Origin of the sequence: Prevotella sp. C561, assembly GCF_000224595.1 — a bacterium.
GTDB lineage: Bacteria > Bacteroidota > Bacteroidia > Bacteroidales > Bacteroidaceae > Prevotella > Prevotella jejuni.
In genome coordinates this window covers 169,838-185,441 of record NZ_JH114140.1, presented here as the reverse complement: position 1 = coordinate 185,441, position 15,604 = coordinate 169,838, and the positions used below count along the sequence as shown (strand labels likewise).

Here is a 15,604-nt window from a genome sequence, read left to right as displayed (position 1 = left end):
GCAATTAATCTGTATAGCTTTGAAGACAGCATTGATATCCTAATATTTTAGCAGCAAAACACATATAAGTGAGTCGCAAAAAAAGTTTACTTTCAATTTTGCCGAACGCAGCTTATTTTATGCAAAAATAATGCAAGTGAGGGCAAAGAAAGTTTACTTTCGATTTGCCGAACGCAGCTTATTTTATGCAAAAATAATGCAAGTGAGGGCAAAGAAAGTTTACTTTCGATTTGCCGAACGCAGCTTATTTTATGCAAAGGTAGTAAAAAGTTAAGAAGTAATAGGCTGTGACTGGATAGTTTTTTGTAAATTTGCGAAGTGTTATCAAAAAACAAGATTAAGCTTATCCGGTCTCTTGAAACCAAAAAAGGAAGAGAGAAAGCAGGATTGTTTGTGGCAGAAGGACTCAAAGTAGTCAATGATCTGCTGCACGAGGGATTTGTGGCAGAAACGATATTAGACGATTTAGACGATATCAAGAAGGTGTCTTTCCTCCAACATCCACAGCCGGTATTAGGCGTGTTCAGAATGTCTAAGGAGGATGAAAAACATTCAAATGAATACTCAAGTATCTTTAGTAAACATATTGAGGGCCAACTTGTTTTAGCTCTTGACGGCGTACAAGACCCAGGAAACCTTGGAACTATCATTCGAATTGCGGACTGGTTTGGTATTGAAGACATCTTTTGTTCGCATGAAACAGCTGACTGTTGGAACCCCAAGGTCGTTCAGGCAACAATGGGAAGTATTGCAAGAGTTCGACTCCACTATCTAAACTTGAACGAGTTGATAGACCATCTCCCTGCTGACTATCCTATCTATGCCACCCTCCTTGACGGCAACAACATCTATGAGCAGGAACTTTCCCGTCATGGAATGATTGTCATGGGAAACGAGGGGAACGGTATCACCACACAACTAAGAGCCAGAATCAATCGAAAACTACTGATACCAAACTACCCACCAGAGCGAGCAACGGCAGAGTCATTGAACGTTGCCATAGCTACCTCTATCGTTTGCGCAGAGTTCAGACGGCGATAACGCCTACATCTGTGGGACAAGTAACTACTAACCGACAAAGAATCATAATATGATAGACTTACAACAATTAGTCAGAACAAATAGTAGAGCACTCATCTCTGACGTTGATGCAAAAGCTGAACAGACTGAAAGAGATGCTCAACATATTATGCTTGATGCAAACGAAAATCCATATAACAAGCCTTTGAACCGTTATCCATCTGACAATCAGGCCGCGGTAAAGGAGGAACTGGCAAAGTTGAGAGGTGTCACTCATAGAGAGATTTTCCTAAGCAATGGTTCTATGGAGGCGATAGACATGTGTTTTCGTATCTTTTGTCAACCGAAGATAGACAACGTTGTGGCCATTGAACCCACTTGTCAACTATACAGACATTTCGCAAAACTGAATGATATTGAGTATCGTCCAGTACTATTAGATGATAGTTTTCAACTAAGTGCTACGAAGCTTTTGAAGGCTTGCGACAGGCATACAAAGCTCATTTGGCTTTGCTCTCCTAACTCTCCAAGTGGTAACACGCTGAATATCATTGAAGTCGAAAAGCTACTAAAAGCGTTTAACGGTATTGTTGTAATTGATGAAGCCTACACTGATTTCTCACGTTTACCAGCCTTTCGAGAACGACTATCAGAGTTTCCTAACATGATAGTACTCAATACTTTCTCTAAGGCATGGGCAAATGCAGCTATCCGCTTGGGTGTGGTCTATGCACAAGAAGCTATCATTGATATATTTAAGAAAGTAAGTAATCCTTATCCAATCAATCAACTCACACAGGAACAAGCACTTGATGTTCTCAAACATCGATACGACATTGAGGACTGGATAAAGATTCTTTTGTTAGAACGCAAACGTATGATGCTTGCTTTTGAGAGCTTAGCTTGTTGTGAAAAAGTCTATCCATCGAATGCTAACTTCTTCTTAGCTAAGATGAAAGATGCACAAAGCGTGTATAACTATTTGTGCCAAAAAGGAATCAAGGTAAGGAACTGCTCCAACCTATCATTATGTAACAACTGCCTAAGAATAACGATAGGTGCCAAAGCAGAGAACGCAGAAATCCTTGGCATACTTAGATATTATAAACCAACAAAATAGCTTTATTGATAGCCTATCCAACTTTTTGTTTACTGTCTAAAACATTCCTTATAGCTTTTGAGATGCTTTACCTGTGAGGGAAAGAAATCGCCTATCTCTTTCTATCAGTATCATCCATAGAACTATCTAAGTAATTACTTCAAACAACGAAAAGGTTATTGAAATTGCGAAAAATCATTACATAGCATTAAACTAAACGGCATCTATATAAGAGTATATTATCTCTTAAATAATAGTTTGTAACCTACAAGAACTCAATATGTTACATATAGCATTAAAGAAGACGCCTTTCTTGCTTCAAGAAGGGCGTCTTCTGCATGCAAGAAAGGCGTGTTCTTAATCGTTGAAAGGCACCTTCTTTCTGCTTAAAGAGCATGTAGTGGATTCATGGGGAGCGAAAATAGTTGACAAGAAGAGGAGAAAAAGACCTCTCCCCCAGCCCCGAAGACCTCTCCCCCAGCCCCTCCCCGAAAGGGAGGGGAGCGCCTAACGGGACAAAATTCGCCGTGATTTTGTATGTTAAAAGTAAGAATTAAAAGCTTTACTCAAGCCATCAACACCCATCATTCAACACTCAACACTCCATATCTCTAACCATCAACACCTATCATTCAACACTCAACACCTATCATTCACCACCCAACACCCATCAATCAATGGGCCTAATAAACACGTGGACCAAAGATGGTTGTACCCACACGAACCATCGTTGAACGACATTCAACGGCAATGTCATAATCATGGCTCATGCCCCATGAACGTTCTTTGAATGCTGAATCGTCTGCAAAGTACTTTTCTTTTAGCTCATCAAAGAGGTCGGCTGCTAACGTCATCTCACGCTTTATCTGCTCACGATCATCAACGTTAGAAGCCATCATCATTAGTCCAGAGATATGCACATTCTTCAGTTCTTTCCACTCGCCGTTGGCTAACAGTTCACGACAAGCATCAGGACTAAAACCATATTTCGACTCTTCTTCTGCGATATGAAGCTCTAAAAGGACATTGATAATCCGATTGTGTTTAGCAGCTTGCTTATCGATTTCCTTCAATAACTTGAGTGAATCGACAGCTTCAATCATAGAGATATAAGGTGCAATATACTTTACTTTATTGGTTTGAAGATGACCAATAAAATGCCATTCGATATCTTTGGGGAGCGTATCAACCTTATGTGAGAGTTCTTGTACTTGACTCTCACCAAAGAGACGTTGCCCCTCTTGATATGCAGCCTCAATATATTCGTTAGGATGAAACTTACTGATGGCAACCAACTTCACACCATCAGGAAGAGTTCCAAGAACTTTGTGTAAATTATTTGCTACATCATACATAATCGTAAGTACCTTAGATTCTTATCTCTTTATTTCTCGTATTCAGGCTTCTCGTCCTTGTCGTTCTTCTTACCAGCACGATGTTCGAAGACATCCATAATCTTTGTTTCGGCAATACCAACAATCTCATAGTCGATCATTGTAGAACTCATCACCTCTTCTACATGCTTAACAGCGCCACTCACAGAGTGGGCCTGAACAAGATAAGTCACTGAAGAGCGCTTCTCCTTCTCGGTCTTCTCGTCTAAGGTGATGAATGCGAGCCTTGCCTTAAACCACTTGTCATCAGTATCAATATCACTGAAGAAGATCTCACCATACGCTGCTGGAGAGATTGCCTTAACGTCAAATTCACCACTGACATAGTGTGACATTTCTTCAGTTATAAACTCTTCAGCTTCAGAGAAACTGAAGGCATCAACAACATACTGCTCTATGACCTTCTTATTCTGACCATCTTCCATGGTCTTATCATATCTAACTCGTGTTTCAAACCAAGTACTTGTTCTACTTCTCATAATTATTCTTTATTTGTTATGACCATCTCTTCCCTCGCAAATATCCTAACTTAAGAAGAGTAAAAGCTGTTTTTATAGATATGCAAAAGTAGTAAAAAATCTGCGTTAATCGGCTAAAAGTGCGGTTAAAATAAAAAAATTGTCTACCTTTGCAGTATTGTATAGAATGAAAGAGTAGATATCTTCGACTCTCATTCATTATCGGGAGAATAAATAAAGTCATTATGCCGGAAATATCAGTTCGTGGACTTGAAATGCCGGAGTCACCTATTAGAAAACTGGCTCCACTTGCCGTTGAGGCAAAAAGACGTGGTATAAAAGTTTATCATTTAAATATTGGTCAACCAGATCTGCCTACTCCACAATGCGGGTTGGACGCTTTGAAGAAGATTGACCGTACACTTTTAGAATACTCACCTTCCCAAGGTTATCTTTCATACAGGGAGAAGTTATGCGACTTCTACAAGAAGTTTAATATTAATGTCAAGCCAGATGATATTATCATAACGGCCGGTGGCTCTGAAGCCGTGCTCTATTCCTTCATGGCTTGCCTAAATCCTGGAGACGAGATAATCGTCCCTGAACCTGCATACGCTAATTACATGGCATTTGCAATATCTGCAGGTGCGAAGATAAAGACGATTGCAACCTCCATAGAAGAAGGGTTCGCCCTACCTAAGGTTGAGAAGTTTGAGGAACTTATCAACGAGAAGACACGTGCTATCATGATATGTAATCCGAACAATCCTACGGGTTATCTATACACAAGAAGGGAGATGAATCAGATTAGAGACCTTGTTAAGAAATACGACCTCTACCTCTTCTCTGATGAAGTCTACCGTGAATATATCTACACTGGGTCGCCATATATCTCTGCAATGCACCTACAGGGAATAGAAAACAACACCGTTCTTATCGACTCTGTGTCAAAGCGTTATAGCGAGTGCGGTATTCGTATTGGTGCACTTATCACGAAGAATGAAGAGATTCGCAAGGCTGTCATGAAATTCTGTCAGGCTCGTCTTTCTCCCCCATTGATTGGACAGATTGTAGCAGAAGCAAGTCTTGACGCACCTGCTTCCTACTATCGTGATGTCTACGATGAATATGTAGAGCGTCGTAAATGCCTTATTGATGGACTAAACCGCATCCCTGGTGTCTACTCTCCTATCCCTATGGGCGCCTTCTACACAGTAGCTAAACTCCCTGTTGACGACTCCGACAAATTCTGTCGTTGGTGTTTAGAGGAATTCAACTATGAAGGTGAGACTGTTATGATGGCACCAGCAAGTGGCTTTTATACTACTCCTGGCGCAGGACATAACCAAGTTCGTATTGCGTATGTACTGAAACGAGAAGACTTACAGCGTGCCTTGGTTGTGCTTCAGAAAGCTTTAGAGGCTTATCCTGGACGTGTAGAAGAAGAGTAATGGGATGTTGGCTGGGGATTGTTAGATGATGAAGAATAATAGTATAAATTATTCAATACATTTATATGTAGCAAATTCTTCATCATACGATATTCTTCATTCACTACCTATATTGCGCTAATTCATCATCACCCTATATTCAACACCCATCATTATAATGAACTATCCACTTTTTATTGCACGTAAGATATATAACGGAGGAGACAAGACACGTAAAGTATCAAAGCCTGCTATTACGATTGCTACAGTTGGTGTCGCAATCGGCTTGGCCGTTATGATTGTATCTGTCTGTGTTGTTTTAGGGTTTAAACATACTATTCGGGATAAAGTAATTGGATTTGGAAGTGATGTAACAGTGGCTAACTTCCTTACACTTCAGGGTTCAGAGCAATATCCTATACAAGTAAATGACTCACTTATCAAGGTTCTTAAAGATGTTCCTGGGATTAAGCATGTTCAACGTTATGCTTATACACAAGGTATATTAAAGACGAATGAGGATTTCTTGGGTGTTATGCTTAAAGGAGTAGGACCTGACTTTGATACGACCTTCATACATAACAATATGGTAGAGGGTAGCCTACCCCATTTCTCTGACAAAGAAAGTCATCAGAAACTGGTTATCTCTAAGACCATAGCAGACAAACTCAATCTAAAGGTAGGACAACGTATTTTTGCATACTTCATCAATGACCAGGGTGTAAGGACTCGTAAGTTCACTATTGCTGGGATATATGCTACAAACATGAAACAGTTTGATTCACAGATATGTTTCACTGATTTATATACAGCAAACAAGCTAAATGGATGGGAACCTGACCAATATAGCGGTGCAGAACTACAAGTAAACGATTTCTCTCAGCTCAATCCTATTAGTTCTCTGGTGCTTAGTAAGGTTAAAAATACAGTCGACCACTATGGAGAGACTTACTCATCAGAGAACATCATTGAGCAGAATCCACAAATCTTCTCTTGGCTTGATTTGATGGACTTAAATGTCTGGATTATCCTTGCACTTATGATTGCTGTAGCTGGTGTGACGATGATTTCAGGGCTATTAATTATCATTCTCGAACGTACACAGATGATTGGTATATTAAAAGCACTTGGTTCTCGAAATCGTCAGATACGTCATATCTTCCTTTGGTTTGCTACCTTTATTATTAGCCGTGGTCTGCTGATTGGTAATATTATAGGCTTTGGTATCGTATTCTTACAAAAGTGGACGGGATTAATAAAACTCGATCCACAAACATACTATGTAAGTACGGTACCCGTAGAAGTAAACCTTCCATTTGTTATTGCGCTCAACCTCACTACTTTGTTAGTTTGTGTTGTTGTCTTAATTGCACCAAGCTATCTAATTAGTCATATCCATCCTGCTAAATCAATGCATTATGAATAGGTGATTGAAGACGTCTTCCTGATCTTCGCATACGATAGTAACAGTTACAAAACAACATATAATAAGGGATTATAAAGAATGAGTATTACAATATTTATAGGTGATAAAGACATGTGTATATCCTCCAAATTACTTTTCTTAGTAACGCTATCTTTTACTCTCTATGCTTGTAAGCCCAAGGAAAACAAGCAAAACAAACAACAAGAAACTGACATACAATTTATCAACAACCGAGACCTTCATTACAAGATATTGAAGATTGCTTGTGATTCTTGCTTCCCTATTTATGATATTGGCTATCGTGTTCGCATAAAACTATCAGACAAAGAGGATAGTATCATTAAGACTATCAAGAGAGAAACATGGTTGTCTCTCCTTCAAGACTCTACAACTGACTATGCAACGAACGCTTTACTGTATGGCCTTTACGACCGAGACGCAACTGTCCTACTCTGTCATAGAGATATTAATGACTGGAGACTATCGATGAAAGAAAATGATTTAATCTATTGGAAAAAGCATATTAAGTAATAAGGCTTACAGTCATTCCTAAGTACTATAAAAGCATGATATTAGTGGGAGTATTTAGTGAGGTCAGCTGACAACAAGGCCATTTATGAGCCCTGTACATGTGTGGATAAACTACTCATAATCAGCGTATATCTGTAAGAAATGAAGGTGTCCGATATATGTCCTGTATGATGGCACATGAGAAAATCGCTGTTTCCTACATAATATACTACTATGAGAGTATGCGTGATGGCTATTCAATAATTAAGAAGAAATCTTACAGCCTGAGAGAAAACAAATCTTACTGCAATAAAGAATGATTATAGCATTGCTCGAAAAATCTATTAGCCCACAGAATATACCTAACATGAAAGATTAATCAAAAGATAACTTGTTCAAACGCGTTCGTAACTCATCAGCCTTTCCTTTCCTGATAGAAAGTGTAACCTCGCATGTATTATCAAAGACTTGATTGATAATACGTGGATTCATGTCCTTAATAATACGCATGACAGCATTCATCATAGGATAAGAGAAGCTGTACGTCACCTCTTCCTCTATGAATTTCTCCTCTATTTCACTATTAGCTAAGGCGTCTGCAGCAGCCTCTCGATAAGCAACAATCAAACCACCTGTACCGAGATTGATGCCACCATAATAACGAATAACACAAATAAACGTGTTTGTCAAACCATTACTGTCAATCTGTCCAAGAATAGGCTTTCCTGCTGTAGAAGAAGGTTCTCCATCATCATTTGCACGAAACTCTGTACCATCAAAGCCCACTCTATAAGCATAACAGCAATGACGAGCATCATAATATTTCTTTCGATATTCCTTTACAAGCTCTAAAGCCTCGTCGACAGAGTCAACATGATGCGCAAAAGCGAGGAATTTACTCCGCTTTTCAGAGTAATATCCCTCGCCAATCACTTTCTCTTTTATTGTCTTATATTTATCGCTATTCATTCAATTAATGCTAATCTTGTATCAATCCAACTTATGGATGACAAGACCAGAACGAAGTTTCGGCTCAAACCATGTTGCCTTTGGTGGCATAATCTTACCACTATCAGCAATATCCATAATCTGCTGCATTGATACAGGATAGAGTGCCAATGCCCAACGCATCTCACCACTATCAACACGACGCTTCAACTCTCCAAGACCACGCAGACCACCAACGAAATCGATACGCTTGTCTGAACGGAGATCCTTTATGCCCATCAATTCGTCTAAAATCAGTCGACTTGAGATGTCTACATCAAGTACACCAATTGGGTCATTATCATCGTATGTACCAGGCTTAGCCACTAAACTATACCAGTTGCCATCAAGATACATGGAGAATTCATGCAATTTCGCTGGACGGTATTCATCCTTACCTTTCAACTCAACAGTGAAATTCTTCTCCAAAGCTTTTAAGAACTCAGCAACTTCCATGCCATTTAAGTCTTTAATAACACGATTATAGTCAAGAATCGTCAATTGACTTGCTTGGAAGCATACAGCCATGAAGTAGTTATACTCCTCATCGCCCTTATGATTCTTATTATTCTTAGCCTTCTCAGCACCAACCAAAGCAGCTGCGGCAGAGCGATGATGACCATCTGCAATATATAGACTTGGCATCTTCTTGAACTCTTCAGTAACAGTCTTGATGTCAGCCTCGTCTGATATTACCCAGAACTGATGTCTGAAACCATCGTCAGGTGCAACGAAATCATACTCTGGCTTTGTAGCTGCATAACGAGCCAACAAACTGTCAAGTACCTCATTGTCAGGATAAGCAAAGAATACAGGCTCTACATTTGCATTACAAATACGAACATGCTTCATGCGGTCCTCTTCTTTATCTCTACGTGTCAACTCATGTTTTTTGATGTTACCAGTCAAGTAATCATCAACAAAAGCACCAACAACAAGACCATACTGAGTCTTGCCATTCATTGTCTGCGCATAGATATAGTAATGTTCTTTGTCATCTTGTACTAACCAGCCTTTGTCCTGGAACTTCTGGAACTGCTCAACAGCGCTCTCATAGGCTCTTGGATCATATTCGCTTGTTCCAACCTCAAAGTTGATTTCAGGTTTTATGATATGATATAAACTCTTTTCGTTGTCACAAGCTTCTGCACGCGCTTCTTCTGAATCCAACACGTCGTATGGACGGCTGGCAACAGACTCTACTAAGTCTTTTGGAGGACGAATACCCTTAAAAGGTTTAATTACTGCCATAGTGTTTATCTTTAAGAAAATAATAAAAGGATTGAAAGTCACAATCTATTATGAAGATTAAGACTATCAATCCTTATTGTATTAGAAAGTTATTTGTTTACTTGGAACTTTGTGTCACCTGTTGCAAAGAAAGCATTAATCTGCTTTGCTGCAGCAATACCAGCATTCGTATTTGCTTCAGCAGTCTGAGCACCCATCTTCTTTGGTGTAGAGAAGTAGCGACCCTCAAACTTCTTAAACTCTTCGTCTGCATCTGGCTTAATATCGGTAACAAACTTTAAGTCCTCACGCTCAGCCATCAACTTCAAAAGCTCTTCCTCGTTAATAACCTCTTTGCGAGCAGTGTTTACGAGAACTCCCTTCTTTGGAAGAAGATTTACTAAACGATAATCAATACTCTTTACGGTCTGTGGAGTTGCAGGAATGTGAAGTGACAAGACATCACAAGTCTGGAACAACTCATCCTGACTCTTACAAGCATGAACGCCTGCAGCCTCAATAGCATCAGCAGGACAGAATGCATCGTATGCATAGACTTCCATACCAAAGCCTTTTGCAATGCGTGCCACGTTTCTACCAACATTACCGAAAGCAAGAATACCGAGTTTCTTACCCATTAACTCTGTACCAGCTTTACCATTATAGAAATTGCGTACAGCATAAACCAACAAACCAAATACAAGTTCGGCAACTGCATTAGAATTCTGACCAGGAGTGTTCTCTACTACGACATTCTTCTCCTTTGCATAAGCTGTATCAATTGAATCATAGCCTGCACCTGCACGTACTACGACCTTCAACTGCTTAGCAGCATCAAGTACCTCTGGTGTAACCTTATCAGAACGTACTATCATTGCATCTGCATCTTTCACAGCCTCAAGTAATTCAGCTGTACTCGCATATTTCTCAAGTAGGACAACTTCATGTCCTGCACCCTTTAATTCGTTTGTTATACCTTGCACAGCAGCTGGTGCAAATGGTTTCTCAGTTGCAATTAAAACCTTCATAGCTTTAATGTTTAGGTTAATAAAAAGTAAAGATAATTACTTAGACTTAGCAAACGAAATATTTACGCTTGCTAAGTCTAATGACTATGCGGCTTAGTGCTTAGCTTCGAACTCCTTCATTGTTTCAACGAGAGCCTTGCAGCCTTCAACTGTCATTGCGTTGTAGCAACTTGCACGGAAACCACCAACATCACGGTGACCCTTGATACCTACCATGCCTCTTTCTGTAGCAAACTTAAAGAACTCGTCTTGTAGGTCAGCATATTCATCGTTGAGAACGAAGCAGATATTCATGTAAGAGCGATCTTCCTCACACTTAACTGTTCCACGGAACAACTTATTGCGGTCGATCTCACCATAAACAATATCAGCACGCTCCTTAGCAAGTTTCTCCATAGCTTCTACACCACCATTAGCCTTAATCCAACGGAGATTTTCCAATGCTGTATAAATAGGTACTACAGGAGGAGTATTGAACATAGAGCCCTTCTTGATGTGTGTACGATAATCCAACATCGTTGGGATTTCACGCTGTACACGACCAAGAACGTCGTCCTTAATGATGATAAATGTTACACCTGCCATAGAGAGGTTCTTCTGTGCACCACCATAGATGCAATCGTACTTAGAAACATCTACTGGACGACTGAAGATATCAGAAGACATATCACCAATCAAACGAACTGGTACATCCAAATCTTTGTGATATTCTGTACCATAGATTGTGTTATTGGTAGTTACGTGCAAATAATCCAAATCTGTAGGAACATCAAAATTCTTTGGGAGATAGGTGTAGTTTTCATCTGCTGATGAAGCTACTTCAACAACATCTCCAAACAACTTAGCTTCCTTCATTGCCTTCTTTGCCCAAACACCAGTATTCAAATAACCAGCCTTCTTTACCAAGAAGTTAAAAGGAATCATGCAGAACTCAAGTGATGCACCACCACCCAAGAAAAGCACTGAATAGCCTTCAGGAACATTTAACACTTCCTTTACTAAAGCCATTGCTTCGTCCATTACAGGTTGAAAATCCTTTGAACGATGGCTGATTTCAGCAATTGAAAGACCAATTCCATTGAAATCTAAAATAGCACTTGCTGTTTTCTCGATTACTTCACGTGGAAGGATACATGGACCAGCACCAAAATTGTACTTTTTCATCTGATTGTTTAGTTTAAGTTTGACTTATGTTTTGTAGTTATTATCAGTATTAAATATTGTAATAGATTTCTATAGTTTACGATGCGAAGATACGCTTTTATTTTTATACTTCCAAATAAAAGACCACTTTTTTTATCTGTAAGATATCAAACAATTTATACATGTCGACGGACATAACAAGGAAAAGGTGACACATTGTATAATGCGTCACCTTACTTCTTCCACAACGGTACGAATACCTTTTATTTTTTCTCCTTTAGTCAGAGAGATTATTTCTTTTATCTTTGTGCGTGCCACTGCAACATAAGCAAAACGTTCCTTTACATCAATCTTTCCTATCTCAGAAGACTTCAATCCTCCTTTTTTACAAAGAAAACCTACTATATCCATCTTTGATATTTTATCTTTCTTCCCTTTACCTATATATATAGTAGCCATGCGAGGCTGAGCAGGTTTCGGTAAAGACTCTGGTATCTTATACTCCTCATGTTCATTGCTAACATACTCTGGCAAATGTTCTTCTGGACCAAGAATGAAGAAGGTTCTGCCTTCTTTGTCCCAACGTGCTGTACGTCCTACCCTATGCACATAGCTATCGTCCGTTTCAGGGAAATGATAATGTATAATATTATCAACATCAGGAATATCCAGTCCACGTGAAGCCAAGTCGGTGCTAACAAGTATTGGTGCTGAACCATTTGAAAAACGATAAAGTGCAGCTTCACGCTCACGCTGTTCTAAGCCACCATGGAACCAACTAATAGTAAAACCCTCTGCCTTTAAGAATGTGGCAGTACGCTCAACAGAGTCACGATAATTTAAGAATACAATACTACTCTTATCACCTAAAGAAAGTAAAAGTCTCTTTAACACCTCCAGTTTATCCTTCTCTGAACTTGTAACTGTGTAGAGACGTATGCGATCAGGAATATTCTCATCTTCTGTGCGATAATCCAAATGAACAGTTCTACCCATTGATACAAAATTAGGAATGGTCTCTGACTCTGTTGCTGACAGTAAGATTCGTCTTTCAATATTTGGTAACTTACAGAGAATACTCATCATCTCGTCTTGGAAACCAAATTCAAGGCACTTATCAAACTCATCTATTACAAGCCACTTTATTGTTTCTGCATTAATATTTGATTTGTCAAGATGATCATTCAATCGTCCCGGAGTAGCAAAGACTATTTGTGGCTTTATATCTCTCAACACACGATGTTCTTCCATCGTTGGATGTCCACCATATAATGCCATAGAGCGTAAGCCGCTACCCATGTCTTTAAGTACATTAGCCGACTGCAACGCTAACTCACGCCCTGGCACTAAGACTACAGCTTGCAGCTCATCAGACTTTGCATCTAACCGCTGAATCAATGGTAGAAGATAAGCGTATGTTTTACCGGAACCTGTCGGTGACATCACGACAACATCCTTCCCTGTATGCAACACTGCGTCAGCCGTAGCTTCTTGCATTGTATTGAGTGTTATGCCAAGCTTATCAATAATATCGTTATTCATCATTATTTTTCCTTTCTCAACTTATCAATTTCGTCAAAATCCTTACCCATATTCAGATTAAGATAAATAGTATATAAAGGAGCTAACCATTTGCTCTTAGCTGTTGGTGAAAGCTCTCTGAATTTCTCCATATAGGGTTTAGAACGCTGATATAATGTTATTATCTTTTCTTTGTTGGCCCGATACTTCTGCCTATCCTTATTTAATTCTATGGCTTGATTAAAATAAGCAAGTCCAATGTTATAATAGGCATCAGCATAAGAGTCATTATCCTTAATCAGTTGTTTACAAATTTCAATACATTCGTTGTACCTGCCAAGGTTCAACAACGCTGTACTCTTTGCAAAACGAAACAACAGACTTGTAGAGTCAGCTTTCAATGCACGATCCGTAATCTCCAATGCCTTCTGGTGTTCTCCTATCTTAGCATAATATTCAACTAATCGTGGGAAGAAGAATGCAAAGTTAGGATATTGCTCGAAGCCAGCTTGCAAAGACTTTACATACATAGCGGTATCCCTCTTTACCAAATAAGCCTCAGCCTCATACTGCCTTACAAAGTTTAGCATAGAAGTATCACGTTCGGCCTGTTCCTTAAAGCGCATAATCTTATCTGCATCGCTTAGCTTATATCCACAGAACATAGCCCAGTAAGCAGCATGTGGAATAAGCGCATCATTCTTCATATAGTCATAACCTTCAAAAAGAGGATAATTTGCAGACTCCAAGTAATCGCTATAATAATCAAATGCGGTATTATAGTCTTTCTTATGAATAAAGTAAGAACCACCATTGAATAGATTTGGGCGAATAGAGTTTAGGAACTCTGCATGCTTAGTCCTATACTTTGCACGTACTCTACCCTCAGCATCAGGTTTAGCATCAAGAGAGTCAAAGCGTGACATTGTGTCATACAATCTTCTCGTTACAGAGAAGAATGCTGCTGTATCATACTTTTGTTTCAAATAAAGTTTCTCATTTCCCTGCTCATACTGTTTTGTCAATGCATCGCATAGGAGGAGCCATATCTTATTATTTTTCTTAGATACTGAGTCAACCAGCAATCCACGAAGTGTATTCTCGGCTTTCATGAGTTCCTTCCCAGACTTTATCTGATCACGTACAGTCTGCAACTGCTTCTTCTGCGCAATCCCAGTAAGAGGAAAAAGCAGACATATATATATTAAAAATGACTTTATATACTTCACTTTCTATAATTTGTTACAAGAGGTTCGAGTTCTTCAGCCTTAATTTTATCGTTCAATACCGTATAGTCTAAATAGAGAGGACCTACCCAGTCTACCCTATTTCTACGTGGATCTTTTGCCCTTACACGCTCAAGATAAGTACGTGCTTCTGCAAAATACTTCATATATTCATTATCAGAGACAACTTCTTTCTTCTTCCTTCGTTCAGCAACATCTTCACGTGCTGCCATTCCCACAGTATTCAAACATACACCTATATTATAAGCAACAGGAATACTACTTGGGTCAATTTCATCAGCATGTTTATAAGCATCAATAGCTTCTTCCCAACGTTCTGCATGCATAGCAATTTCACCCTTAAGTATCCATGGTACCGTTGAGTTTGTATTCTCTTCAAGTATTCTATCTATAAAATCCTCTATATTAAATTTAGGTGTAGGATTTTGATAGAACTTCATTATCCATGAGAAATAGGTTTCATTCGTAGGGTCAGTACGATAAAGTTGTTGTATTACAGACAGATAACGCAGGGAATCTTCCTCGTTTACCATCTTATTATGCATACATTGTGCTTTAACTTCAGCTGCAGCTTGTGCAGTCTCATCATATTGAATTGCAATATCAGCATATTCGTCAGCCTTCTCTAAGTCACGTGCTTTCAAATAATAATAAGCAATGTAATAAGCAGCAACACCTGACTCATCGACATTATCTTTTACTAATGGAGACTTACGAGCTTTCAAATATAATTGCAAGGCATCAAGTCCTTCATTTCTCGTATAGCTTCCTTTCAAGAAATATTTACCAGCATCTATCAGCATTGGATGCAGAACAGCAAGTCGATTCTTGTTTTCCTCTTCAAACTTTGGATTAACTTTCCCCTTTCGATTAGGCATCCTGTCAAACTCATCACTTTTCAATGAATACTCCACACCATCCACAACAGCTTTGAAGATGGCAACAGAATCCCTATTCGAATGTTTCTCTACACGGGTGAAAGCTTCTTTTGCAAGGCGGTTAAACGACTCAGCCTGCTGATATGCTTCTTGTGCCTCTGCGATATTCCAACTTGTAAAAATAGAAATAATCAGTATTAGTACTCTTTTCATCGGCTATATTTTAGTAACAC

General features: G+C 39.1%; 14 protein-coding genes. 5 read left to right on the top strand and 9 right to left on the bottom strand.

Features of this window, described 5'->3' with window-relative positions:
- Positions 1-318 precede the first annotated feature (318 nt).
- Both HMPREF0666_RS02285 and hisC read left to right on the top strand, forming a co-directional pair.
- A complete protein-coding gene (locus HMPREF0666_RS02285) occupies positions 319-1,041 on the top strand; it encodes an RNA methyltransferase (RefSeq protein WP_009010686.1) in 723 nt (240 codons plus the stop codon).
- A gap of 49 nt (positions 1,042-1,090) precedes the next feature.
- Positions 1,091-2,140, top strand: coding sequence for a histidinol-phosphate transaminase (hisC, locus tag HMPREF0666_RS02280; protein WP_009010685.1), 1,050 nt, complete (start codon positions 1,091-1,093; stop codon positions 2,138-2,140).
- A 662-nt stretch (positions 2,141-2,802) separates the two neighbouring features.
- Here the strand turns inward: hisC and HMPREF0666_RS02275 are convergent.
- A complete protein-coding gene (locus HMPREF0666_RS02275) occupies positions 2,803-3,474 on the bottom strand; it encodes a YggS family pyridoxal phosphate-dependent enzyme (protein WP_009010684.1) in 672 nt (223 codons plus the stop codon).
- Positions 3,475-3,503: 29 nt separating this feature from the next.
- Positions 3,504-3,992: a DUF4494 domain-containing protein gene (locus HMPREF0666_RS02270; protein WP_009010683.1), complete on the bottom strand. Its 489-nt coding sequence runs from the start codon at positions 3,990-3,992 to the stop codon at positions 3,504-3,506.
- Positions 3,993-4,216: 224 nt separating this feature from the next.
- Between HMPREF0666_RS02270 and HMPREF0666_RS02265 the strand changes: the two genes are divergently transcribed.
- The 3 genes from HMPREF0666_RS02265 to HMPREF0666_RS02255 all read left to right on the top strand — a co-directional run bounded on the left by HMPREF0666_RS02265 (position 4,217) and on the right by HMPREF0666_RS02255 (position 7,358).
- The gene (locus HMPREF0666_RS02265; protein WP_009010682.1) at positions 4,217-5,422 is read left to right on the top strand and encodes a pyridoxal phosphate-dependent aminotransferase; all 1,206 of its coding nucleotides are present in this window, start codon (positions 4,217-4,219) and stop codon (positions 5,420-5,422) included.
- 157 nt (positions 5,423-5,579) lie between these two features.
- The gene (locus HMPREF0666_RS02260) at positions 5,580-6,827 is read left to right on the top strand and encodes an ABC transporter permease (protein ID WP_009010681.1); all 1,248 of its coding nucleotides are present in this window, start codon (positions 5,580-5,582) and stop codon (positions 6,825-6,827) included.
- Between the two features lie 78 nt (positions 6,828-6,905).
- Entirely contained in the window at positions 6,906-7,358 is a 453-nt protein-coding gene (locus HMPREF0666_RS02255) for a hypothetical protein (protein ID WP_009010680.1), read from the top strand.
- A 354-nt stretch (positions 7,359-7,712) separates the two neighbouring features.
- Here the strand turns inward: HMPREF0666_RS02255 and HMPREF0666_RS02250 are convergent, their stop codons facing one another.
- From HMPREF0666_RS02250 to HMPREF0666_RS02220, 7 genes are all read right to left on the bottom strand, one after another.
- Positions 7,713-8,306, bottom strand: a complete 594-nt coding sequence (locus HMPREF0666_RS02250) for a YigZ family protein (RefSeq protein WP_009010679.1) — start codon at positions 8,304-8,306, stop codon at positions 7,713-7,715.
- A 21-nt stretch (positions 8,307-8,327) separates the two neighbouring features.
- Positions 8,328-9,575 (bottom strand): DUF1015 domain-containing protein, encoded by a 1,248-nt coding sequence (locus HMPREF0666_RS02245; RefSeq protein WP_009010678.1) that lies wholly within the window; start codon positions 9,573-9,575, stop codon positions 8,328-8,330.
- 89 nt (positions 9,576-9,664) lie between these two features.
- Positions 9,665-10,582, bottom strand: coding sequence for an NAD(P)-dependent oxidoreductase (locus HMPREF0666_RS02240; protein ID WP_009010677.1), 918 nt, complete (start codon positions 10,580-10,582; stop codon positions 9,665-9,667).
- Positions 10,583-10,675: 93 nt separating this feature from the next.
- Positions 10,676-11,746, bottom strand: a complete 1,071-nt coding sequence (gene serC / locus HMPREF0666_RS02235) for a 3-phosphoserine/phosphohydroxythreonine transaminase (protein WP_009010675.1) — start codon at positions 11,744-11,746, stop codon at positions 10,676-10,678.
- Positions 11,747-11,953: 207 nt separating this feature from the next.
- Positions 11,954-13,267 (bottom strand): DEAD/DEAH box helicase, encoded by a 1,314-nt coding sequence (locus tag HMPREF0666_RS02230; protein WP_009010674.1) that lies wholly within the window; start codon positions 13,265-13,267, stop codon positions 11,954-11,956.
- 2 nt (positions 13,268-13,269) lie between these two features.
- Positions 13,270-14,475, bottom strand: coding sequence for a hypothetical protein (locus HMPREF0666_RS02225; RefSeq protein ID WP_009010673.1), 1,206 nt, complete (start codon positions 14,473-14,475; stop codon positions 13,270-13,272).
- Complete coding sequence (locus tag HMPREF0666_RS02220; RefSeq protein ID WP_009010672.1) at positions 14,472-15,584, bottom strand: M48 family metallopeptidase; 1,113 nt, start codon at positions 15,582-15,584, stop codon at positions 14,472-14,474. Before HMPREF0666_RS02220 ends, HMPREF0666_RS02225 begins: the two co-directional genes overlap by 4 nt.
- Positions 15,585-15,604: the final 20 nt, after the last annotated feature.

What these genes read in the sequence shown, in the direction of transcription:
- hisC (WP_009010685.1), top strand. Translation starts at nt 1,091, where the DNA reads ATGATAGACTTACAACAATTAGTCAGAACAAATAGTAGAGCACTCATC.
- HMPREF0666_RS02275 (WP_009010684.1), bottom strand. Translation starts at nt 3,474, where the DNA reads ATGTATGATGTAGCAAATAATTTACACAAAGTTCTTGGAACTCTTCCT.
- HMPREF0666_RS02270 (WP_009010683.1), bottom strand. Translation starts at nt 3,992, where the DNA reads ATGAGAAGTAGAACAAGTACTTGGTTTGAAACACGAGTTAGATATGAT.
- HMPREF0666_RS02265 (WP_009010682.1), top strand. Translation starts at nt 4,217, where the DNA reads ATGCCGGAAATATCAGTTCGTGGACTTGAAATGCCGGAGTCACCTATT.
- HMPREF0666_RS02260 (WP_009010681.1), top strand. Translation starts at nt 5,580, where the DNA reads ATGAACTATCCACTTTTTATTGCACGTAAGATATATAACGGAGGAGAC.
- HMPREF0666_RS02255 (WP_009010680.1), top strand. Translation starts at nt 6,906, where the DNA reads ATGAGTATTACAATATTTATAGGTGATAAAGACATGTGTATATCCTCC.
- HMPREF0666_RS02250 (WP_009010679.1), bottom strand. Translation starts at nt 8,306, where the DNA reads ATGAATAGCGATAAATATAAGACAATAAAAGAGAAAGTGATTGGCGAG.
- HMPREF0666_RS02245 (WP_009010678.1), bottom strand. Translation starts at nt 9,575, where the DNA reads ATGGCAGTAATTAAACCTTTTAAGGGTATTCGTCCTCCAAAAGACTTA.
- HMPREF0666_RS02240 (WP_009010677.1), bottom strand. Translation starts at nt 10,582, where the DNA reads ATGAAGGTTTTAATTGCAACTGAGAAACCATTTGCACCAGCTGCTGTG.
- serC (WP_009010675.1), bottom strand. Translation starts at nt 11,746, where the DNA reads ATGAAAAAGTACAATTTTGGTGCTGGTCCATGTATCCTTCCACGTGAA.
- HMPREF0666_RS02230 (WP_009010674.1), bottom strand. Translation starts at nt 13,267, where the DNA reads ATGAATAACGATATTATTGATAAGCTTGGCATAACACTCAATACAATG.
- HMPREF0666_RS02220 (WP_009010672.1), bottom strand. Translation starts at nt 15,584, where the DNA reads ATGAAAAGAGTACTAATACTGATTATTTCTATTTTTACAAGTTGGAAT.